Annotated in this window: 17 protein-coding genes; 3 read left to right on the top strand and 14 right to left on the bottom strand. The window is 37.1% G+C overall.

Annotation, left to right across the window (positions count from 1 at the left end; all coding sequences use genetic code 11):
* Positions 1 to 299: 299 nt before the first annotated feature.
* Complete coding sequence (locus tag KO509_RS02750) at positions 300 to 1,811, top strand: DUF3360 family protein (RefSeq protein WP_215971756.1); 1,512 nt, start codon at positions 300 to 302, stop codon at positions 1,809 to 1,811.
* A gap of 332 nt (positions 1,812 to 2,143) precedes the next feature.
* On the opposite strand, the gene recG is transcribed toward KO509_RS02750, so the two are convergent.
* The 8 genes from recG to KO509_RS02790 form a co-directional block, all read right to left on the bottom strand.
* The gene (recG, locus tag KO509_RS02755) at positions 2,144 to 4,231 is read right to left on the bottom strand and encodes an ATP-dependent DNA helicase RecG (protein WP_215971757.1); all 2,088 of its coding nucleotides are present in this window, start codon (positions 4,229 to 4,231) and stop codon (positions 2,144 to 2,146) included.
* A gap of 21 nt (positions 4,232 to 4,252) precedes the next feature.
* A complete protein-coding gene (gene trmH / locus KO509_RS02760; protein WP_215971758.1) occupies positions 4,253 to 4,960 on the bottom strand; it encodes a tRNA (guanosine(18)-2'-O)-methyltransferase TrmH in 708 nt (235 codons plus the stop codon).
* 81 nt (positions 4,961 to 5,041) lie between these two features.
* Positions 5,042 to 5,434, bottom strand: a complete 393-nt coding sequence (locus tag KO509_RS02765; RefSeq protein ID WP_215971899.1) for a RidA family protein — start codon at positions 5,432 to 5,434, stop codon at positions 5,042 to 5,044.
* 17 nt (positions 5,435 to 5,451) lie between these two features.
* On the bottom strand, positions 5,452 to 7,560 hold the full coding sequence (spoT, locus tag KO509_RS02770) for a bifunctional GTP diphosphokinase/guanosine-3',5'-bis pyrophosphate 3'-pyrophosphohydrolase (protein WP_215971759.1): 2,109 nt from the start codon (positions 7,558 to 7,560) through the stop codon (positions 5,452 to 5,454).
* Positions 7,561 to 7,708: 148 nt separating this feature from the next.
* On the bottom strand, positions 7,709 to 7,996 hold the full coding sequence (rpoZ, locus tag KO509_RS02775) for a DNA-directed RNA polymerase subunit omega (protein ID WP_159822193.1): 288 nt from the start codon (positions 7,994 to 7,996) through the stop codon (positions 7,709 to 7,711).
* Positions 7,997 to 8,095: 99 nt separating this feature from the next.
* Positions 8,096 to 8,731, bottom strand: a complete 636-nt coding sequence (gene gmk / locus KO509_RS02780; protein WP_215971760.1) for a guanylate kinase — start codon at positions 8,729 to 8,731, stop codon at positions 8,096 to 8,098.
* 163 nt (positions 8,732 to 8,894) lie between these two features.
* Entirely contained in the window at positions 8,895 to 10,085 is a 1,191-nt protein-coding gene (locus KO509_RS02785; RefSeq protein WP_215971761.1) for an amino acid aminotransferase, read from the bottom strand.
* A gap of 156 nt (positions 10,086 to 10,241) precedes the next feature.
* Complete coding sequence (locus tag KO509_RS02790; protein WP_215971762.1) at positions 10,242 to 10,952, bottom strand: DUF445 family protein; 711 nt, start codon at positions 10,950 to 10,952, stop codon at positions 10,242 to 10,244.
* A gap of 229 nt (positions 10,953 to 11,181) precedes the next feature.
* On the opposite strand from KO509_RS02790, the gene greB reads away from it, so the two are divergent.
* Entirely contained in the window at positions 11,182 to 11,649 is a 468-nt protein-coding gene (gene greB / locus KO509_RS02795; protein WP_215971763.1) for a transcription elongation factor GreB, read from the top strand.
* Between the two features lie 389 nt (positions 11,650 to 12,038).
* Here the strand turns inward: greB and KO509_RS02800 are convergent, their stop codons facing one another.
* The 3 genes from KO509_RS02800 to KO509_RS02810 are packed head-to-tail and all read right to left on the bottom strand — an operon-like array spanning position 12,039 to position 15,770.
* Positions 12,039 to 12,533, bottom strand: coding sequence for a TlpA disulfide reductase family protein (locus KO509_RS02800; RefSeq protein WP_215971764.1), 495 nt, complete (start codon positions 12,531 to 12,533; stop codon positions 12,039 to 12,041).
* Between the two features lie 3 nt (positions 12,534 to 12,536).
* The gene (locus KO509_RS02805; RefSeq protein WP_215971765.1) at positions 12,537 to 14,636 is read right to left on the bottom strand and encodes a glycoside hydrolase family 36 protein; all 2,100 of its coding nucleotides are present in this window, start codon (positions 14,634 to 14,636) and stop codon (positions 12,537 to 12,539) included.
* A gap of 36 nt (positions 14,637 to 14,672) precedes the next feature.
* Complete coding sequence (locus KO509_RS02810) at positions 14,673 to 15,770, bottom strand: amidohydrolase family protein (protein WP_215971766.1); 1,098 nt, start codon at positions 15,768 to 15,770, stop codon at positions 14,673 to 14,675.
* Between the two features lie 682 nt (positions 15,771 to 16,452).
* Between KO509_RS02810 and KO509_RS02815 the strand changes: the two genes are divergently transcribed.
* Positions 16,453 to 17,379 (top strand): BadF/BadG/BcrA/BcrD ATPase family protein, encoded by a 927-nt coding sequence (locus tag KO509_RS02815; protein WP_215971767.1) that lies wholly within the window; start codon positions 16,453 to 16,455, stop codon positions 17,377 to 17,379.
* Positions 17,380 to 17,492: 113 nt separating this feature from the next.
* Here KO509_RS02815 and pgi read toward each other — a convergent pair whose 3' ends face one another.
* The 3 genes from pgi to KO509_RS02830 all read right to left on the bottom strand — a co-directional run bounded on the left by pgi (position 17,493) and on the right by KO509_RS02830 (position 22,125).
* Complete coding sequence (gene pgi, locus KO509_RS02820) at positions 17,493 to 19,139, bottom strand: glucose-6-phosphate isomerase (protein ID WP_215971768.1); 1,647 nt, start codon at positions 19,137 to 19,139, stop codon at positions 17,493 to 17,495.
* A gap of 190 nt (positions 19,140 to 19,329) precedes the next feature.
* Complete coding sequence (locus tag KO509_RS02825) at positions 19,330 to 20,673, bottom strand: hypothetical protein (protein ID WP_215971769.1); 1,344 nt, start codon at positions 20,671 to 20,673, stop codon at positions 19,330 to 19,332.
* Positions 20,674 to 20,853: 180 nt separating this feature from the next.
* A complete protein-coding gene (locus tag KO509_RS02830) occupies positions 20,854 to 22,125 on the bottom strand; it encodes a glycoside hydrolase family 27 protein (RefSeq protein WP_215971770.1) in 1,272 nt (423 codons plus the stop codon).
* Between the last annotated feature and the right edge of the window lie 222 nt (positions 22,126 to 22,347).

Below are 22,347 nucleotides of genomic sequence, written 5' to 3' on the forward strand. Positions count from 1 at the left end.
TATATTCGTATTCTATGAAAAATCGGCCGCTTGCGGTCGATCATTCTGTGCCGACTCTTAGTAAAAAAATCCTATCTATACTAATAACTAATGCCTATAAAAAATAATCGAAGGCTAAAGCAGGTTAAAAAATATTCAGATGTAAAAATTAGGTTGTTTTAGCAGCAAATTCCTTAGGTACTACGACTAATGATTGAGTTTTTTTGGCTATTGTTGTTAGCAATAATAACCATGTTGATATAGGATATCGGGCTTAAATGCATTAGCACTCTCTCTAGTTCGTGAACAAAGGAAAAACAATGGACCAAACGTCTAAATCCATACCCGATAAGAAAACACAACCCCCAATAAAAGCCGATGAACTGAATTACGAGCAACAACACAAACCTAGTTCGTCATTTAATACTCGAGAAGAATACTTAGAACACGAATTACAAATTATGTCACCTAAACGCTGGCGACCTAATTTGCCTTTTAGAGATTATCGATTTGAATTAGAAGATAGTATACCGGCAATGGCCGCTACTATTGGTAAAGTGGTTATGGTGGGTGCAATTGCTGCAACATTTGCTGCCCCTCTTGGACTTGGTGACGGTTTTGTCTTAGAAAACGTACGTTATGAGTTGTTAATTGCAGCTATTTTTATTGTTCTTTTCTCCGGTTTTTTACTGCCTACGGCTAACTTAGCTGGTACTCATGGCCCTCTTATTCCTCTTATTCCTATTGTGGTTGCTGCTGGTGGTCACCCGATGGCGTTTGGTTTGCTCATTGGTGTATTTGGTTTGATTTTGGCTATTAGTAAAGGCGGCAGTATGCTGGCAAACCTAACGAGTAAAGGGGTTTGTGGTGGTCTATTATTGTATCTTGGGTTTGTAGGCACAATTTCACAAGTGAAGAAAATGTTCGCTTGGGGTGAAGACATTGGTATGACGCACATTCCTTTTGTGGTCATTTTTAGTACTATTCTATTGTATGCATTACTTGAACATAAAGGAAAACGTTGGTTAGCAGTACCATTGAGCTGCATACTAGGTGGCACGCTTGCTTTTGCTTTAGGCGCACCTTTTGAATTTGTCACTAGCCCTGGTTTACCAAACATGAACCCAATGTATTGGTGGGGCGAGAATACCGGTTGGATGCTTGGTTTACCAACGGTAGAAAGCTTTATTGTTGTACTACCATTTGCTATTTTAGCGGTAGCTATGTGGTCTCCTGACTTCTTGGGTCACCAAGTATTCCAAAAAATTAGTTACCCAGAGCGTACTGAAAAAGTACAAATGAATATTGATGATACTATGGTAAGTGCCTCTATTCGCCAAACATTCGGTTCTATTTTAGGTGGCGCTAACTTTGCTTCATCATGGGGTACCTATATGGTACCTGCTGCTATCGCTAAACGCCCAATCCCTGCTGGTGCTTTACTAACCGCTTTGTTCTGTGTAATTGCAGGTGTTTGGGGGTATCCTATGGATTTAGCAATATGGCAACCGGTGCTGTGTGTTGCACTAATTGTAGGAGTATTCATCCCGTTGCTTGAAGCTGGCATGGAAATGACGCGTGAAGGTAAAACGACTCAATCAGCGGCAATCGTTGTATTCTCTTCTGCACTTGTTAACCCTGCTTTTGGTTGGGCACTTACTATATTACTTGATAACCTTGGCTTGATTGGGTGTAAAGAGCGTAGTTCGGAACTAAGTAAAATGAACCGTTGGATTATTCCAGGTGTGATGTTTGTTTTATTAACGACAGTAATGGCTTTGGTAGGCTTGCTACCGGGTATTCCTGCTTTAATTCCTAGTTTCCGCCACTAATTTATTTGAACATTGAAGCACAGCTAAATTTTTTGGCTGTGCTAAAAATTTTTAAATTAATTTGCAAGTTTTTATCATGTGATTATTTTTACTTGTTAAAATTACCAACTATATCGTTATTTATTGAATAATTAGAACAACTAGTTATTGAGAAAATGCCAATCTATTAATAGGTTGGCATTTTTTGTGTTTTAAAACAGCCTTTCTAAGCACTAAGTCTTAAGCTAACGTTGAAGTTAAGGTGAAGTCTTTTTCAATTATGTGTGGCGGGCTCTCTTAGCAGCACTTAGAGTGGGAAATAAATTGATTAAAATGGCGATAAGTAGGTATTTTTAGGCGTTTGAATAACGCTCTTTATTACCAAGCCAACGTTGGATAAGTGCTTGAGCACACTCAGGATTTTGGCGTGATAACAAGTAAGCTTTTTGTTTAATGTCAGGAATCAGGTAGCCATCACGTATTAAATCAGCAATTCTCAATTCAGCTAAGCCTGTTTGACGTGTACCAAGTAATTCTCCGGGCCCTCTAATTTCTAAATCTTTTTCAGCAATAACAAAACCATCATTACTCTCTCTTAGTACGGCTAAACGTTTGGTCGCTGTTTTAGAAAGAGGGGCTTTATAGAGTAATACACAGTGAGAAGCGACAGAGCCACGCCCTACACGCCCTCTTAGTTGGTGTAGTTGTGCTAAACCTAAACGTTCAGGGTTTTCTATCACCATTAAGCTAGCGTTTGGTACATCTACGCCAACTTCAATGACGGTTGTTGCGATAAGGAGGTGGCTTTTACCTGCTTTAAAGTCATCCATCACTGCTTGTTTTTCATCGGCTTTCATTCGGCCATGAACTAAGCCTACTTTTAATTCAGGTAATTGTTCTTGTAAATGAATAGCGGTATCTTCGGCTGCTTGGCATTGTAAAACTTCCGATTCTTCAATTAGTGTACATACCCAATAAGCTTGGCGATTATCGTTAACACAACCTTCGCGTATACGTTCAATTACATTATCTCGCCGTGTGTCGGGTAGAGCAACGGTATTGATAGGAGTACGACCAGGGGGTAATTCATCAATAACTGAGGTATCTAAATCAGCATAAGCAGTCATGGCTAAGGTTCTAGGAATAGGCGTGGCTGTCATGATAAGTTGATGAGGGTAGTTGTTATCAAATACGCCTTTTTCTCGTAAGGATAAGCGTTGATGCACGCCAAATTTGTGTTGTTCATCGATAATAATCAGTACTAGTTTATTAAAAATCACCTCGGCTTGAAAAAGGGCGTGGGTGCCAATCACCATTTGCATTTCACCACTGGCAATTTTTTCTAATGCTAAGCGTCTTGCTTTAGCTTTGGTTTTTCCTGCTAACCAACCGACAGAGACATCTAAGGGGTTAAACCAATTAGCAAAGTTAATGGCGTGTTGCTCGGCTAAAATCTCTGTAGGTGCCATTAAAGCAACCTGGTAGCCTTGTTTGATTGCATCGAGTGCAGCTAACGCTGCAACAAGCGTTTTGCCTGAGCCAACATCACCTTGTACTAACCGCATCATAGGCTGTGCTTTGGCTAAATCATTTTTTATTTCGTTTACTACCCGTGATTGGGCATTAGTCGGTGAAAAAGGCAGGGTTTTTAAGAATGCTTGCGCTATTTTTTTATTATCTTTAATAGCAATTGCTTGATGAACGTCACTGTTTTGTCTTAGCTTTAACATACTCAAATTATGAGCGAGTAATTCTTCTTTAATTAACCTAACCTGTGCCGGATGTTTACCGTTTTCAAGTTCGCTAGTAGAAGCTTCTGGCGGTGGACGATGAATAATGGCGAGTGCTTGTGCGAGAGAATACTTTTCGTCAAACAATGTTGTTGGTAATAACTCTTCTACTTGCCCACGTTGTAAGCGAATAAGTGCCTGATCGGTTAAATTACGAAGTGAAATTTGCTTTAAACCGTCAGTTGTAGGGTAAACCGGTGTTAAGGTTTCCTCTGCTGGGGTTAGCGCTCTATCGTCATCAAGTGATTTGTATTCAGGATGTACTATTTGATAACCGCGTGGCCCTCGTTTTATTTCACCATAGCAGCGAATGGTTCGACCTATACTAAGGCTGTTTTTTAGACTGGCAGAAAAACTGAAAAAACAAAGTTGAATATCACTTGTGCCATCGTTTAAGGTTACCACTAACATACGACGTTTGCCGTGCGTGATTTGGCTATCAGTGATGTCACCAATAATATTGGTATGTGTACCAGGTAAGCAATCTCGAATAGTGCTTATTCTTGTGCGATCTTCATAACGCAGTGGCAAATGAAATAATAGATCTTGCACTGACAGCAAACCGAGTTTTTCAAGTTTAGCTGCCATACTTGGCCCTACACCTTTAAGAGTAGATAGGGCTACTTGTGATAATTGAGTAAGTGCTTCCATTATAGTGACAGTTTCTAGTGTTTAGTCATCAATATGTTGCCAAGCTTTTTTGTTCATTTGCATTTTTTGCCACCAGTCGTCGTCAGCAATAATTTGTCCTTCAATATCTATTTCAGGATAAGGTAAGCCTTTGCGTTGACAAGCTTCAGCAAAAATTGGGTGCCCACCTTCAAACAATGTACGTTGACGTCTTTCATTACTCAACCGAGGTGTATCATACATGCCAGCCATTTGTCTTTGACGTTGGGCTTCATATAAGACAACTGAACAAGCAACAGAAACGTTTAAAGATTGCACCATGCCAACCATTGGAATGACAATATCCTGATCAGCTAAATCAAGCGCAGCTTGTGATGCGCCAAATTTTTCTTGCCCTAAAATAATTGCAGTTGGTTTAGTATAATCAACTTCACGGTAATCAACGGCAGTATCAGACAAATTAGTAACTAGCACTTGCATACCTTGTGCTTTTAAAGCGGCAATAGCTTCTGCGGTTTGATGATAATTATGGACATCAATCCAGTTTTGACTACCAGCGGCGCTACCACCACGGACTTCTGCTTCTTCACTTTTCCATACAGCATGTACATCGCTTACGCCAACGGCGTCACAAGTACGCACAACAGCTGCTAGATTATGGGTTTTATGCACACCTTCCATACAAACAGTAAGGTCTGGTTGGCGTTTATCTAGCATGGTATTAATACGTTGAAGTCTTTCTGGAGTCATAGTTTTTCAAATAATAAAGTGGTAATTCTAAACGGACGATATTTTGTCGGTTAGGTTAAATTTTGATTAATAAATAATATCTTAGCTTAAGCTAGGTAATTCCATAATCCCATCGATTTCAATCTCGACATCTTTTGGTAGTTTTGAAATTTGAATAGCCGCACGTGCTGGGTAAGGCTTTTGAAAATATGTTGCCATAATTTCATTAACCGTCGCAAAGTTACTTAGGTCGGTCATAAAAATATTTACTTTTACCATGTCATTAATAGAGCCGCCTGCTGCTTCGCATACTGCTGACAGGTTTTTAAATACTTGCTCGGTTTGTTCGCTAAAGCCACCTTCTATAACTTCCATGGTTTCAGGGATAAGTGGGATTTGTCCTGATAAATAAACGGTATTGTTGACTTTTACTGCTTGGCTGTAAGTACCAATAGCACTAGGTGCTTGAGTTGTTGAAATGATGCTTTTCATTATATTTCCTTTGCTTATATTTATTTATTTCGAATGACGCGTTGTACGTGCACCATTACTTTTATTTTACGAATAATATCGGCTAAATGGATTCTATCACGACAGGTGATTTCTAGATCCATTACATATAACCCAGCTTCTTTCTCACCTGAATTCAAGCTATTGATATTTGAGCCACATTTAGCAATAACCGTGGTTAGCATTGCTAATGAACCTTGGTGATTAATTATTTCAATTCTTAGTTTAGCGATAAACTCTTTGTCTATATCTTTATCCCACTTCACTGGAAATAAAGCACCTGGCTCGTGCCCTTTAATATTACGACAACCTTGTTGATGTACCATTAAACCTTTACCAGGGCTAAGGTAAGCGAGAATAACGTCGCCAGGAATTGGACGGCAACACTTACCATAGCTAACTAACATACCTTCGGTGCCTTTTATTGGCATTTTGGCTTTGTGTGTTACAGGAGGGAGTTCGCTGTCTTCAGTGAATTCATCTGTTAAGCGTCTAGCAATACCAATACTTAATGCATTACCTAAGCCTATATTAGTGAGTAACTCATCAAAGGATTTATTGCCACTTTGTTTAACAACTTCGGCAATTTTCTCTTTACTAATATCTTCAAGTTTCACTTTACCCAAGGCATGGCTTAATAAGCGGCTACCTAATGTTTTCGATTCAGTTTGTTCTCTGCTACGAAGGTAAGTTCTGATTTGTAATCTTGCTTTGGCAGTAACCACAAAATTGAGCCAGGTGGCATTTGGTCTTGCGGCGGCGGAAGTGATAACTTCAATTGTTTGGCCCGAATCTAAAGGTTGACTCATAGGGTAAGGTTTACGGTCGACTTTAACCCCGACACAAGAGTTACCTATATCAGTATGAACTGCGTAGGCAAAATCAACGGCTGTAGCACCCATTGGAAGTTCGATAATACGGCCTTCTGGGGTGAATACATAAATTTCTTCTGGGAAAAGATCTGATTTAACATTCTCAATAAATTCAAACGAGCTACCGGCGCTTTGCTGAAGTTCTAATAAGCTCTGCATCCAACGACGAGCTTTCATTTGTGCAGTAGTGTCTGATTGATCGCTTCCTTCTTTGTATAACCAGTGTGCAGCTACCCCTTTGTCTGCCATTTGATCCATATCTTTGGTACGAATCTGCACTTCTACTGGAATACCATGTGGGCCTATCAGTGAGGTGTGCAGCGAACGATAACCATTTGTTTTAGGGATAGCGATATAATCTTTAAAACGGCCTTCTATCGGTTTAAATAAGTTATGCATAGCGCCTAAAGCGCGATAACAGTCGTCAATGCTGTCGTCTACAATAACGCGGAAAGCGTATATATCCATCACTTCATTGAACATTAGTTCCTTGTTCAACATTTTACGATAGATAGAATATAAGTGCTTTTCACGCCCTAAAATTTGTGCGGATATATTACTTTCTTTTAAGCGACCAGCAGCTTCTTCTTGTATATTATCAATAATTGCTTTTCGATTACCACGGGCACTTTTTACGGCCGATTTTAGTGCTCTTGAACGCATTGGATAAAGTGCTTGGAAGCCTAAAAGTTCTAACTCATTTTTTATATCGTGAATACCAAGGCGATTGGCTATTGGGGCATATATTTCAAGTGTTTCTCGGGCGATACGACGGCGTTTATCAGGTCTTAGTGAGCCTAATGTACGCATGTTGTGTGTTCGATCCGCTAATTTGATTAAGATAACGCGAATATCTTGCACCATGGCGAGTACCATTTTGCGAAAGTTTTCCGCTTGCATTTCTTCTTTATTATCAAATTTTAATTTGTCTAGTTTACTAACACCTTCAACTAGCTCTGCCACTGTGTGGCCAAATAGCTCGGCTAACTCATCTTTAGTAACGTTGGTATCTTCAATTACATCATGAAGTAGTGCTGCCATTAAGGTTTCATGATCTAAATGCATATGGGCTAAATTTAGCGCGACTGCAACTGGGTGAGTAATATAAGGATCACCGCTAGAGCGCATTTGCCCATCGTGTGCTTCTCTTGCCACTATGTAGGCATGTTTAAGCAGATCAACTTGTACTTTTGATAGATAGGTTGAGCTTAATTCTTTTAATGGTTCAAATAGATACACCTATCACTCCAAATTAATGTTAAAACAACTTGATTTATTAGAATACGTGGCTTTAAGGCAAATGCAAAGCAATAAAAAACGCGTAACTATTAAAGAATAGATTACGCGCTTTCAAGTGGATCAAAAATAAACTAAATAAGTTTTATTTTTAACCTAATTCTTGTGTTTGACTACCCACAATTGCAGCAACAGCATCTAACTCAGCAGTATCTTGCTGAATCTGTTGTTGGCGATCTGAGGAATCCATTACATCAGTGGTGATTAAACCCGCTTCGATTTCACGCAAAGCTAATACCGTTGGTTTGTCATTTTCAATATCAACCAAAGGTGTTTTACCGCCAGTTGCAATTTGACGAGCACGACGTGATGCAACTAACACCAAATCAAAACGATTACCGACTTTTTCTACGGCATCTTCAACAGTTACGCGAGCCATGTGGTCACTCCAACTTAAAATTCATAAAATAGCGCTGCATTTTACGCAGTACGAGGTCATTTAGCAAGCAAAAGCCGTGCTGAGATAGAAAATTTCCAGTTATTCACCTACTAATTCATCAAGTAGTGTTTTATGTTGAACCATTTGTTGGCTGCACTTGAGACGTTGATTATTTACGATAGTGGTGAGATCAGCTAATGCTTGCTGAAAGTCATCATTAATTACAATGTAATCAAATTCTTGAAAATGTGAGCACTCTTGTTGAGCTTGAGCCATACGACTCGCTATTATCTCTTCACTATCTTGACCGCGGCCACGTAAGCGTTTTTCTAATTCTTGTCGAGATGGCGGGCTAATAAATATGGTGGTGACTGATGGCTTTTTCATTCGTACTTGTTGTGCACCTTGCCAGTCAATATCGAGAAATACATCAATACCTTGAGCAAGTTGAGCATCAATAGCGGCTTCTGAAGTGCCATAATAATTACCAAACACTTCTGCATATTCATAGAAAGCATTTTGTTTAATTTGAGTTTTAAAGTTTTCTACAGAAACAAAATGATAATGCTCACCATCGTTTTCACCAGGGCGAGGTGCCCGAGTTGTGTGGGAAACAGAAACTTGCATGGGTCTTGATGGTGTTTCTTTGCCTTGTTCAAGTAGTGCTTTAATTAAGCTCGATTTACCTGCACCACTTGGAGCTGAAAGAATGAATAAGTTACCAGAAGCCGTCACAATGTTTTCCTTTGTTTTATGAGATAGAAGTTAACTGAAAAGTTAAATGAAAAAGTACATTCAAGACTTAATATGCCTTAAATGAAAAAGGCTAAGCTCTATTTTACTCTATTAGAATAAAAAAAACCTAGCCTTGATGATAAATAATAATTTATCGGTTTACTTATAATACCTTAGCAATTGATTGTGCTAAGTAGTCAATATTACTTTTAGCAATACCTGCGATACTCATGCGGCTAGAGCCAACCATATAAATGCTGTATTCATCTTGTAATTGTTGAACTTGCGCTGGTGTTATTCCTAAGAAAGAAAACATACCAGCTTGTTTAGTAATAAAGCTAAAATCACGAGTCACGCCATTTTCAATGAGTTTATCAACAATAAGTTGGCGGTTACCATTTATGCGATTACGCATTTCTGCTAATTCAACATACCATTCATTGCGTAGTTCATCAGAAGTTAAAATAGTTTCAACCAATGCCGCACCGTGAGCTGGAGGCATAGAATAAATCACACGCACCACACTTAACACAACAGAGTAGGCAATGTCTGCTTGTACACTTGATTCACCGATAACAGTACAAGCGCCAATACGCTCACGATATAAACCAAAATTCTTTGAACAAGAGCTACAAACTACCATTTCGTTTACTGATGCTGCCATTAAACGCAAGCCGTAAGCGTCTTCGTCTAAGCCTTGCCCAAATCCTTGGTATGCCATATCGATAACGGGTGTAAAACCTACCGATTTTGCTACCTCAGCCACTTGTTGCCATTGTTCGTTGTTTAAGTCCATACCACTTGGATTATGACAACAGGCATGTAGTAACACGGCATCATCTGCTGAAACTTGCTTAAGGGCAGTTAACATACCATCAAAATCTAGTGTTTTATTGTCGTAATCGTAATAAGGGTAGGTTTTTACCGTTAAACCAGCCGCTTCAAATAACCCAGTATGGTTTGCCCATGTAGGATTACTTACCCAAATAGTCGCACCGGCTTTACATGACTTAATAAACTCAGCAGCGACACGCAATGCACCTGTTCCTCCGGGAGTAGAAACAGTGCGAGCACGGTGTTCATTTAATACTTTATGATCTTCGCCAAAAATAAGCTTACTCATTTCATCATTGAAAAGTGTTGAGCCTGTTGGGCCTAAGTAAACTTTACTGGTTTCGGTATCAGTACGATGTTGCTCTGCTTTTTTCACGCAATTAAGCACAGTGGTTTCACCGGCTTCATTTTTATAAACACCAACACCCAAATCAATTTTTTGAGGATTGGTGTCTTCGCGATATTTAGCTAATAGACCTAAAATAGGATCGGCAGGAGAAGTTTTTAAGCTAGCAAACATGACTGAAATTTACCTTATAAGTACGGGGCTGAATTTGATTATGCAAACCCCAGAAATAGAAAAAGCAGCATAGCTCAAAATCACAGCAAAATTAAGGGTTTTTGTTTAATGTTTAAGACTATTTTTTAACTTTAGATGATAGATCTTTTATAAGGCTTAAAAATTAGTAGTTAGTGCTGCAATTAAACCAATGATACCACCGAAAATACCACCCCAAACGACCAACCAGCCTAGGTGTTTTTTTATCATCGCTTGAATGATTTCTTTCACTAACTGAGGGGTTAATTCATTAAGACGTTTTTCAATTATATCGCTGACTTTAGCTTGTAGGTTTTCAATCATGTCAGGCTGTTCTAATTCTTCACGCAGTAACGTAGTAAATTGTTCACTTTGGCTAATTTCTTGAATTGATACTTTCATCTTCTCTATAAAAGGCGTTTTCATTGGTTGAAGTGCTTCGCTACCGCCAACCATGGCTAACATAGGCGCGAATGATGAATTTTCTATTACGGCAACTAAGTTGTTAAAAGCAGGAGTTAAGTCGATTTTTTCAATAACGTTTGTTAAGTCTATACTGGTAGCCGCTCCAGAGCCGTTTGATAAAAAACGGTCGATATTTTCCTTAGTGAAAAACTGCTCCATCATTAATTGGCGGATAGCGAGTTTAAAATCTTCGAAACGTGCGGGAATTACCCCAGAACCATACAATAATGGCACTTTTTCAAAAAGCATATGTATAGCAAGCCAGTTAGTTATGGCGCCAGATAGAGCAAATAATCCAACGGTATATAAAATATGATTACCGAGATATAAACCTAATAAAGTACTTATTAAGGCAATAAAATTGGTGATAATACTTTTATTCATTGAAGGCTCCATGATTAGGTGTTGGGTTTAGCGTGTTATTCTCACTATTATTTTAGCAAGGTAAATTCGATGCTATGATAGCATTGAATCCTCTTAGCTAGAATAATACCAATAGTAATAATTGAGATAAAATAATGTCTTATTCAATGATTGATAAATCGTTGTCAATGCTAGGTATCTGCTAAGTGCTAATGAGTAGCTGATAAGTAAATTACAAGGTTAGTCCAACGTGAAAACAAATTTAATTACCCGTGAAGGTTTTGAACTACTGCAAAAAGAATTAACACACCTTTGGAAGGTGGAGCGCCCTGAAACAACCAGAAAAGTTTCTTGGGCGGCGAGCTTAGGTGACCGATCAGAAAATGCGGACTATCAATATAATAAAAAGCGCCTAAGAGAGATTGATCGTCGAGTTCGATATTTAACCAAGCGACTCGAAGATATTAAAGTCATTGATTACAATGCACAGCAAGCAGGAAAAGTTTTTTTTGGTGCATGGGTTGAACTGGAAAATGAAGAGGGTGAGCAGCTTAAGTTTAAAATAGTTGGCCCTGATGAAATTTTTGGTCGTAATGATTATATTTCTATTGATTCACCAATGGCACGGGCTTTATTAAAAAAAGAAATAGATGATGAAGCGGTTGTGAGAACGCCTTCTGGGGAAAAATATTGGACGGTATTAAGCATTAATTATTAACATTTAAGCGTTGGTTAAAATCACATCGTTTTCTACTCCACTAAAGTACCATCCAGCTTTTAATCGTTGTTGAGCGTGATTTAGGTTACTTGGTTTTATATTACTTGAGAGTATAACCACACAATAATGTGATGAAGCATAGCAATTGCTTAGTAATTAGTAAGTCGTTCATTTTTGCTGTGTAATAGCTTTAATTGGCTTAGGTACAAGGTTGATTGGTTTGACAGGTTACTATTGTGATTAGCAAGGGAGTTCCGATAGTCCTTGCTAATCTTGGCATAGTCATATTGGTTAAGCTAAATGAGTTTAACGTCTCTGTCTTTAATCCAACTTATTTATATTTCCTGAACTAGTGTAAAACTTCAATTGTTTTACCCAAATGATCGGATTCAAAATTCAGAAACAAGTTTATCAACCATTGCTTCAAGGTAGTTCTCTTGGGCTTTATCAAAACCTAAATTTTTGACCCGAACATTGCCTTTTTTACCTATTAAATAACCTGTGGGCATAGCGAATATGTTATAGATTTGACCAATATTACTATTGTCGCCTTTTAAAACCGGGTATGAAACCGGAAATTGAGCTAAAAACTTTTTTGCATCCTCAGGGGTTTGCTCAAGGTTAATGGCTATAACTTCAAAACCTTTATCTGCATACTGTGCTTGCAATTTATTTAGAAAAGGAAATGATCGGCGGCATGGAATGCACCATGACGCCCAAAAATCAATATATACTACTCTGCCCTTATAGTCAGACAAGGTGACCTTTTCTTTACCTTCTAATAAGGGCAGGGTAAATGCAGGGGCAGCATCATTAACCGCTAATGATTCGGCTATACAAAATGACGATATTAAGTAAAGTAGCATACATATCAGTAGTTTCATCTGTTATTTACTCACTACAGGCGATAACTCTATGAGTAAATAGCCTTTAAATTTAGTCGTTAATGTAGCTGATGATGCGTCAACTGTTCCTAATACTACATTATTTATATAGTCTTTTATTTGATACTTACCAGGCGTTAAGCCACGTAATTCAAGTTCACCTTGCCAGTCATCATAATAGAATGCGTAATACATATTGGCTCCTTTTCTAATGGCATGGGTTTCAGGTATATCAAACCCAATATCATATAATTCACCTAGGTAAACACCTTTAGGTAGCATTTTCTCTTTGTATACCGTTATCCATTTTGTCCATGTTTTTTCTGTTTCGTCATCAAGTGCATATGCTGCACCAGCACCTTTTGAACCAGGCATAGTAAACTTAGTGCCAACAATTGCGCCTATACCAACAGAAGATGCAAAATCATTAGCATTATCACTTAGTTCAACATGATCACCATAGTATGGTGCAGAATCACCCATTAACCCTTTTAAAGTTTTACCTTTATGACGTACTTGCCAAGAAGTAAGAGGATCTGAACTAACTGTTTGGTTCATATAGGGTAAGTTATGGAAAGCATAGGAGGTACCACAAGGGCAAATTTCAATAACTGCTTCAGGGTTTATCTCTTTAGCTGTTTTAAATATTTCTTCCCAATATTCGCCTAACTTTTCTACTGATTCTTCTGGATATGCATGATTATGTGCAGGGTTATAGCAAGGAGCAACACCATTTAAATGCTGACCATCAATTTTTAAACCTTCGTAGCCCCATTCGCCTAACATTTTTCTAACAAGTTGTTTACTGTGTTCAATCGTTCCTTCATAAGCTGGACAAAGGTAAAAACTATTCCACCACGTAATGTCTTGTACAGCACCGTTTTTATCGAGTAGTAACATATCTGAATGTTCATGCAACAAATCTGTGCCTGGATCAACTGCTAAAGGCGCCCACCATAATTTAGCTTTAAGTCCAGCATCATTAATTTTCTTAACGAAGCTTTGCATGTCTTTATCGCCATTTGGGAATTTTTTACGGTCTAAGTACCAATCGCCTTCGGCTGTTTGCCACCCATCATCAAGTACAGCCCATTCTAATCCCATGTTTTTTGCTTTTTTTAAGGTACCGAGTACTTCATCAACATTAAAGTTACGTTCATACCCCCAAGCACACCAAACAGGATCATAAGCAGAGTCTGGTACATCAGCCATTTTTAAGCCTTTATCCGCCATAACCTTACGATAATTTTTAAGCGTTGCGTAATAATCTTTATTATGTATATTGACAAATGTTTGAATGGTCTTGAGCGTTTCGCCTATTTTTAATTCATTACCTTTTTCTAATTCTATATGAATAGTTGCTCCGCGCTTTTCTTGTTTATAACTAAGCGGTAAGGAAACTAATTTTGGTGATGTCTCAGCGTGACCGACTGCAATACCAATATCTTGTCGCCATAAATCTACAACAGCTGTACCTCCACCATAATCTGATGAATTCATGCCCATATAGTTTTGTTGGCTATACCCTGGGTTTATCGCGGTTATCCAATCGCGTCGATCTGCATAGGAAGCACCCTGATATGACCAAAAATCAGGCTGTGTTGTGCTTTTCGTTTTAGGGGCTAATAGTGAGTAATGGTTATTAACCCATTTGGTAATTTTAATGCTGTTTTCACTTGTATTTGTATAACTAACATCAAAAAATACCATGGTAGGGTAACGTTCATATATGCTCACAATTGTTTTCTTTATAAGCCCTTCACTTGATAAACCATTTAATGTTATTTGTGTTCCAGCGCCTAATTCATTGTTGACTTTTTGGACGCTTTTCTCAATAAAATTAAAATCAGAAATGATTTTATTCTCAAGAGTTACTACATATTCACTAGGCTGCATATCGCCTAATGACATCATGTTTCCTTTTATGTTTCCTGAAACTTTACTGTGTAACTGGTTATTAAATGAAATTGTAATATCTTTAGTTTTTACTGAGTATACAATATCTTCTTCTGTATTTGGGGTGCTAGACTGCTTTGCGCAGCTAACAAGAGAGCAAAGACTAATTGCAAAAATGAGTAAGCTGTAAGCATAATTTTTTTTCATTTTTAACCTCTAAAATATTATGTATGTTGAATGTTATTATGTTTTTGGAGCTAGATTGAAAAATCGAATAGCATTTTTAGCATATAAATTATCAATGACATTTTTCGGTAACGCTAAACTTATGATTTCACCGTCGACTTCTGGTACGGAAATAGTTTGGTTACTAGTTAAATATTGCCAATCTTCGAGCCATTTTTTATGTGCTTGTGATTTGAACTGGGCATCACTTACTGTTGGAGAATGGGTTAAATCTGTGGCATATAAAATACGGTTTTGATATTTAATAAAGAAATTACGTACTTTACTTCTATCCAGTGTAGATTGATATTGAATTTGTCCCATTCTTGCGGCTAAATCAACCACGGCATCGGGATAAGTATCTAAAAATATTGAGATTTGGTCGACACTCCACTCTAAACTAGCTAAATGAGCGCCCATAAATTGCAGTGTAGGATGATTGTTAAGCATATTGTTACGTGCTTGCATTTGGTCTTCATAGCTAGGCATCTCAGGGTGAAGATACATATGATATTGTGGATGAGCAGTAAAATATTGTTTATCATTATTTACCGTCATTTGACTAACAGGAAGCCAACAGTTTTTTGGTTCACCTTGATGACCAATAAGTGGTATATGAATATCTGTTAAATGTTTAAAAATAGGCGTAAAAAGAGGATCATCAATCATGATGAGGTTTTGTTTATTGTCTTTTTCTGCCATCCCAATATTTTTCCAAACCTTGACAGCAACCGCACCTTCTCCAATTTCGGCATCTATACGCTTAATAACATTATTTTTCCACTGTCCATTGTTAGACCCTTCCATAGAGAAAGTCGTTGCAAAGTAGAAATTATTTGGATGTTCTTTCGCAAATTGGTGGGCAATATCTGCTTGCTTATCAATATTCGGAAAATCTTGGTAGTCAACATTAATAGAAAGCAATTTCATATTGTCATTTTTTGCTTGCATAATAAATGCAGTAGATGAGTTATTTGCATGTACATGCGCATCAATTTTTTTTACTGCATAGTAATCAACCATGGTGTAATACTGATTATTTAAATTACTATTAGGGGTTGAACAGGCAGCAAGAGCCTGTGTGATAACGGAAATTGCTACTAAGTATTTTTTCATAATAATCTCTTGATATAAATTTAGTACTTTATTCGTTACTAGGTTTTATCTTTATGTTATATAGGCAATAAATGGGCTACAGCAACATGACTGAAAAAAGGTTTTTAGTATAAGAAGAGAATAAAGTCATATATTAGCTTAATGCATGGGATGTACTGCTAATATTGTTGGCTTTATTGTCGCTGTTACTAAAGAATAATATCATACTGAAGGATATTGAAAGCGCTGTCAACAAAAAGAAAGTTACTGAAGGTTTTTTTGCAGGTTGATATAAGATTAATATGAACTTTTATACTTGGATATCATCTATTGAAAGATAATGAAAGCCTAAAGTGATTTACTTTTAAATTTAGTTGTTTCATACTCCTGTTTATATTTCGAAAGCATCCATCTAAATATTTTATCGGGGGATTACTCCGTTACTTCACGAAAGACTAGTGCTTAATTCTTTAAATACAGTTCTTATCACTATATGAGTAGGTTATAGCCCATCATTTAGACATGAATTTTTCAGGATTAACGAATGTTAAATGAATGCAATATATGGTTGTTGTATTCAAGTTTATAATTTTTTGACATGTATTAAATGTCCCTACTATTTTATATCGTAGTAATGAGCATTTTTTAGTATGTAGATATTCATAAGTTTAAAAGATATGAATAATATAAGAGGAGATATATTGTGTATTACTTAGGGGTTGACGGTGGCGGAACCAAAACTGCATTTGTGTTATTGGATCAGCAGCGTAATGTAGTAGCGACCCATGAACTCGGAACCTGTTATCATGTTGAAGTCGGTTTGGAAGGTGCGCAATCGATTCTTCAGTCAGGTGTTTTAGCATTACTTGAACAAGTCTCAGGATCAATTGACGATATTATTTTTGCTTTTTTCGGTTTACCGGCATACGGCGAAGATAGCGAATTAATTAACCAAATAGATGCTTTGCCTTCAAGTTTTATGAGTGCAGAAAAGTATCAATGTGATAATGATATGGTCAATGGTTGGGCTGCAGCCTTTGACTGTGCTGACGGTATTAATATTGTCGCAGGTACTGGCTCTATCGCTTATGGTGTAAACCAAACGAAAACTGCTCGTTGTGGTGGCTGGGGGGAAGTTTTTAGCGATGAAGGCTCTGCTTATTGGGTGGGGCGTAAAGGTTTACAAGTATTTACAAAAATGAGTGATGGTCGGTTAAGTAAAGGTCCTTTGTATGATATTTTAAAATCTACTTTGGATTTTGATTATGATTTAGATATAACGGCGCTTGTTCTTTGTCATTGGAATTCTGAGCGTAGTAAAATAGCTGCTGTTTCGGCGTTAGTCTATCAAGCAGCCTCAGAAGGCGATCAGCATGCCATTGCAATTTTGGCAGAAGCCGCTAATGAATTAGCTGACATAGTAGAAGGCACAACAAAATCATTAGCATTTAAAGACGAAGATATTATCAAAGTGTCATACTCTGGCGGTATCTTTAATGCTGGGAAGTTTGTATTAGACCCTTTTGTTAAAGCTTTAGAGCGCTTGCCAAATCATTATAAAGTTTACGAGCCATTATGCAGTCCAGTTATTGGTGCGGCTCTATATGCAGAAAAGTTATCGACGTTATAAAGTTAAATGTTATTGGTTAACATAAATTAACCTAACGGATAATATCGAAAGTGCTACATAGTAAAATTGAAAATATGTAGCACTGTCTATACTAGTTTAAATCATACACTGGCCTAAATCTTTCGCTCGGTCATATAATATTCTATTAACCCTTGAGTTGAGCTATCATGATTTGTATTTACTTCACTCTTTTGTAGCTCAAGTTGTATTTTATTTGCTAAACCTTTTCCTAACTCAACACCCCATTGATCAAATGAACATATTTTAAGGATAATGCCCTGTACAAAAATCTTATGTTCATAGAGTGCAATTAAGCTACCGAGTGTTTTAGGTGATAATTGTTTCATTAAAATAGAATTAGTAGGGCGGTTACCTTGGTGCACTTTATGGGGTGCTACTTTATTAATATATTCTTGTGTTCTACCTTTCGCTTTCAGGTCTTCTCGTACTTGAGCTTCATCAACCCCTTTCATTAATGCTTGGGTTTGTGCAAAAAAGTTAGCCATTAATGTTTCATGGTGACCATCAACAGGTGTTACACTTTCGATAGAGCCTATAAAGTCAGCAGGCACAACATTATTACTTTGATGCAAGTATTGATAAAAAGCATGCTGTCCATTAATTCCTAGTTCACCCCAAATGGTTGGTACGGTAGGGTAGTCAATTTTATCACCATCCCAAGAAACTGATTTACCATTACTTTCCATTTCAGCTTGTTGCATATAAGCTGAAAACATATGTAGATTTTGATCGTAAGGTAAAATAGCTTGTGATTGAGCGCCTAAGAAAGTGCAGTTCCAAATACTTAATAAAGCGAGTAATACTGGTGCATTTTCTTTTAATGGCGCATGATAGAAGTGCTCATCTAGTTCATGAGCGCCAGCAAGTAACTCGGTGAACTTTTCAAAACCTAAATCAATAGCAATAGGTAATCCGATAGCAGACCATAAGGAAAATCTACCACCAACCCAATCCCACATATCAAAAATATTTTCTTCGAGAATACCAAATTCAATGGCATTTACCTTGTTAGAAGACACCGCTATAAAGTGTTTCTCTACAGCGCTAGAGTCAAACGATGATGCTACCAACCACTTCATCGCGGTTTGAGCATTAGTAATGGTTTCAGTTGTGGTAAAGGTTTTACTAGAAACAATAAAAAGTACTTGCTCAGGGTTTAACGGTTTTAAAATATTTGCGATTTGTGTACCGTCAACGTTAGAAACATAATGTGTATTAACACTGTTATCACTATAGCCCTTAAGAGCTTCTGTGACCATTTGTGGACCTAAATTTGAGCCACCAACACCAATGTTTACAACATCAGTGATGCGCTTTCCTGAATAACCTAACCATTCACCCTTGCGCACTTTATCACTAAATTTTTTTATTTTTTCGAGCGATTTTGTTACATTCGACGTAATGTTTTTTTCAAAGGTATCGGTATTTTTAGTTACCGAGCCACGTAATGCCGTATGCAATACCGCGCGCTCTTCTGTTTTGTTAATGGCAGTACCATTAAACATTTTCTCACGCCATTGTTGTACTTCACAATCATCAGCTAACAGTGTTAATAAAGACATAGTCTCTGTTGTTATGATGTTTTTAGAGTAGTCGAGTATAAAAGGGGTTAATTTTATAGAAAATTCATTGAAACGACTGGGATTTTTAGCAAACAAGTCATTCATATGTTGATCTTTCATGTCTTTTGCATGAGCAACCAATTTTTTCCAGCTTTCTAAATTTGTTCTGCTTTTCATTTTTTTACCTTTAAAAATTAGGTGATTATATTGTTGAGTTGATTCTTACATGATCTTTTATTACGCAAAGAAAGGTGGCTACATTGATATACAAGGTCAATTGAAATGTAGCAAAATAGTCACGTTATATAGAGCTTTTCATCGGTACTTCATGTGTATTTTATTTTGTGATGTGTACTTTATTAACTCTCTATAAGTTAGCGTCGAATTGAATAATTTGACCTGGAACTAAACGATCACTTTCAATGGTCAAAATAGGGTTATCACCGCCGATAGCAACATCAAAAACTTTGCTTTCGTTAGGTAATAATCCTTTAAGAGATGCACTTGAACGAACACCGTTTACAGTGGCATAAGCATCATAATATATAGGTGCTATACCTATATTTTTGATAACGACTTTGCTGGCTACACTAGACGAGGCGAATGCCTCAACTTTGAATTTATACCCTGTGGCCATTGCTGCATCTTTGATACGGCTAGGTGTTTGATACGAAGACTGGTTATTACCTATAATATAACTAATATGGTACAGGCTAGCGAAGTACTCGAAGCTTTTTCCATAAGAGCCTTGATTTGGATTTAACACGTTCATTTGGTCATAGTCAGAATAGTAGCTAAATTCTCCACCTGCAGGATTTGTTTTATATCTATTTTCGCCAAAGAATAACCAATTCGCACGGTTATATTCATCATCACTAGTAGAATGCATTTTATGCATAAATGAATCGTCAAATAGGCCAAAATTAAGTGCCTGTAAATCAGGGGCTGCAGCTATAGGCGTGTAATTATGGTCAGCAGCATCAATAGAAAATGACCAAAGCAGTTGCTTGAACTCTTGATGTAAATGCTTCAAAAAGTCAGTTTGAAATGCTTTTGAGGGAAAATTTTGACCTAGATTTACAGGACCATCATATAAATGATATTCAGCATAAGAGCCAAATCCTACTTGTAAGAAAGCAATTCTAGGATCGTTGTCGTATTGCTTAGCAAAGGCACTAAAAAAATCTAATGTAAACTCCTCTAGCCCTTTAAAGCTCCAATCAGGTAAGTATGTGTTGCGTCCTTCTACTAGTGCTATTGTTGAATTATAATCAGGTGTTGTTTCTATATATTTAGGTACTGAGCTTTGTGTTTTTCCAGGGTAAGTATAACGAAAGCGTAATATGGCTTGATGACCCCTTTGCTCTATATTTGTTAACAAATTATCAATGCTTGTCCAATCATACATACCTTTTTCATTAACAACATCGGCGTAAATAACATAAGCATATTCAAGCTGCACGTTATCTCCTAAGTCGTCTAATGTTGTTAAATTATCAGCCCAATACACGATCCCTGTCATCGGTTGTACTCGATCGATGGATGATTGTAATGGTATAGAGCGAAATGAAAGCTCTGTATTATCAATGTGAGTGTTTGCATCACCTGAAGAGGAGTCACCACAAGCATTAAGGAGTAGCAATAAATAAAAAATCGTAAAAAAATGAATTATATTAGTATATTTTTTTTTACTGTAATTTTTAGCTTTCATAAAACTCTCAAAGTAAATGAAATCAACAATATTTGGTGTTGTTACGCTTGGTTATTGTTAACTATAATTTGGCGGTATATATTTTTATGGAAGAGGCTCAATTGTATTTAAACACTTGTACTATAATATTCATTGAAAGAACCATGCGATTTTTCGCATGGTTTAATCGTTAAATAATACTTATTTAGTTGGATAAATTCTCAACACTATGGCTTCGTGAGAAATAACTTCGTCAGTGTAACTTTCTGGAAAATTGCCCATATCTTTGTGTTTCCAAAGATCTCTAACATGGACTTCTTTCCAATCTAGACCAAGTTCTTGTTTCCAATTAATAGAAATATTTTCTGTTTCACTGCCTCTGTTCAGCATAGCTATAGCCCAACTTCCATCTGCCATTGGTTTGGCTAATATATGAATTTTCCCTTCTTTTTTAACCGTTTTTGCTTGTTTACCCAATGGATCTTGATTTAAGGCTATTACTTCCCGGTTAGTCAGTGTTTTTAACGTATAAGTATCAAGATCACGTACATCGGTCCCAGTTAAAAGAGGGGTAGATAAGATTGACCATAAACTGAAGTGGGCACGATATTCAACGTTAGAGGCACCTGCGCCAACAAGCTCTTTACTTTCACCGTTAAGACCTACAATTAACATATCAAAATCATTCCATTGACCTGGCTTATTGTATCCTTCTAACCCTTGGCCTCTATCTAACATATCTAGCACATCAAAATAATAACCCTCTCTATTCTCTGGGTAGTCGAAGTCATCCGAAATGTCTTGGCCAATTCTCCAATGGTTTGCACCTATATCACCAGCCCATTGCCAAATATTTTGCCAACCACAATGACAAGCATGTAATACGATATCTTTAGGGTTTTCAATCAAGGGTTTAGACATTTTGTAAAAAGCTTCTTTTAGTTCTTCTTTACTTGCGTCTTTATGAGAGCAGCAGCTATCATATTTTAGGTGGTCTACACCCCATGATGCGAACATGTCGGCATCTTGTTTTTCATACCCTTCACTACCTGAGTAGCCTGCACATGTGGTTTGTCCAGGACCAGAATAAATTCCTAACTTCATTCCGTTTTCATGAGCGTAATCGGCTAAATATTTTATCCCTCTAGGGAATTTCTCTTTATCAAAATCTAAGGGTTTATTCTTACGGTTCCCCTTATCTTGTTGCCAACCATCATCTAAATTAACGTAAATATAGCCGGCGTCTTTCATACCATTGTTTACCATTGCATCGATAGTTTCGATAATCAATTGTTCATTTATCTCTACGCCAAATTGATTCCAGCTGCTCCACCCCATTGGAGGTGTTTTGGCGAGACCATTATTGAGTTTTTCAAAAATATGGTCACTACTATCCGCTTGAGCATTCACGGTTAGAGTAAATAATATAAAGACAGATATTATAAAAATACGAGATGTTGCCATAAGTTTCATATACTTTCCAAAAATGGTTGATATTAATTTATTTAAGATAAAACATACTAATCGAAAACAAATGAAAGGTAAAGGGCGGGAGTGGTAATATGAAAAATTTACCATTAATGTAAAACTTACAACTAATAAAAGTGACAAGGTTAATTGTATAACCACCTGTTATTATTATAAAAAATTATCTTTGATTTATTGTTTTTTAGCATGTCTTTAATTGTTACTGAA

Source organism: Colwellia sp. C2M11 (assembly GCF_018860915.1).
GTDB lineage: Bacteria > Pseudomonadota > Gammaproteobacteria > Enterobacterales > Alteromonadaceae > Colwellia.

Bases quoted from the DNA above. Each gene is read 5' to 3' on its own strand.
- trmH (WP_215971758.1), bottom strand. From the start codon at position 4,960: ATGACTCCAGAAAGACTTCAACGTATTAATACCATGCTAGATAAACGC.
- rpoZ (WP_159822193.1), bottom strand. From the start codon at position 7,996: ATGGCTCGCGTAACTGTTGAAGATGCCGTAGAAAAAGTCGGTAATCGT.
- recG (WP_215971757.1), bottom strand. From the start codon at position 4,231: ATGGAAGCACTTACTCAATTATCACAAGTAGCCCTATCTACTCTTAAA.
- KO509_RS02825 (WP_215971769.1), bottom strand. From the start codon at position 20,673: ATGAAAGCTAAAAATTACAGTAAAAAAAAATATACTAATATAATTCAT.
- KO509_RS02810 (WP_215971766.1), bottom strand. From the start codon at position 15,770: ATGAAAAAATACTTAGTAGCAATTTCCGTTATCACACAGGCTCTTGCT.
- KO509_RS02805 (WP_215971765.1), bottom strand. From the start codon at position 14,636: ATGAAAAAAAATTATGCTTACAGCTTACTCATTTTTGCAATTAGTCTT.
- KO509_RS02830 (WP_215971770.1), bottom strand. From the start codon at position 22,125: ATGAAACTTATGGCAACATCTCGTATTTTTATAATATCTGTCTTTATA.
- KO509_RS02790 (WP_215971762.1), bottom strand. From the start codon at position 10,952: ATGAATAAAAGTATTATCACCAATTTTATTGCCTTAATAAGTACTTTA.
- KO509_RS02800 (WP_215971764.1), bottom strand. From the start codon at position 12,533: ATGAAACTACTGATATGTATGCTACTTTACTTAATATCGTCATTTTGT.
- KO509_RS02785 (WP_215971761.1), bottom strand. From the start codon at position 10,085: ATGTTTGCTAGCTTAAAAACTTCTCCTGCCGATCCTATTTTAGGTCTA.
- pgi (WP_215971768.1), bottom strand. From the start codon at position 19,139: ATGAAAAGCAGAACAAATTTAGAAAGCTGGAAAAAATTGGTTGCTCAT.
- KO509_RS02750 (WP_215971756.1), top strand. From the start codon at position 300: ATGGACCAAACGTCTAAATCCATACCCGATAAGAAAACACAACCCCCA.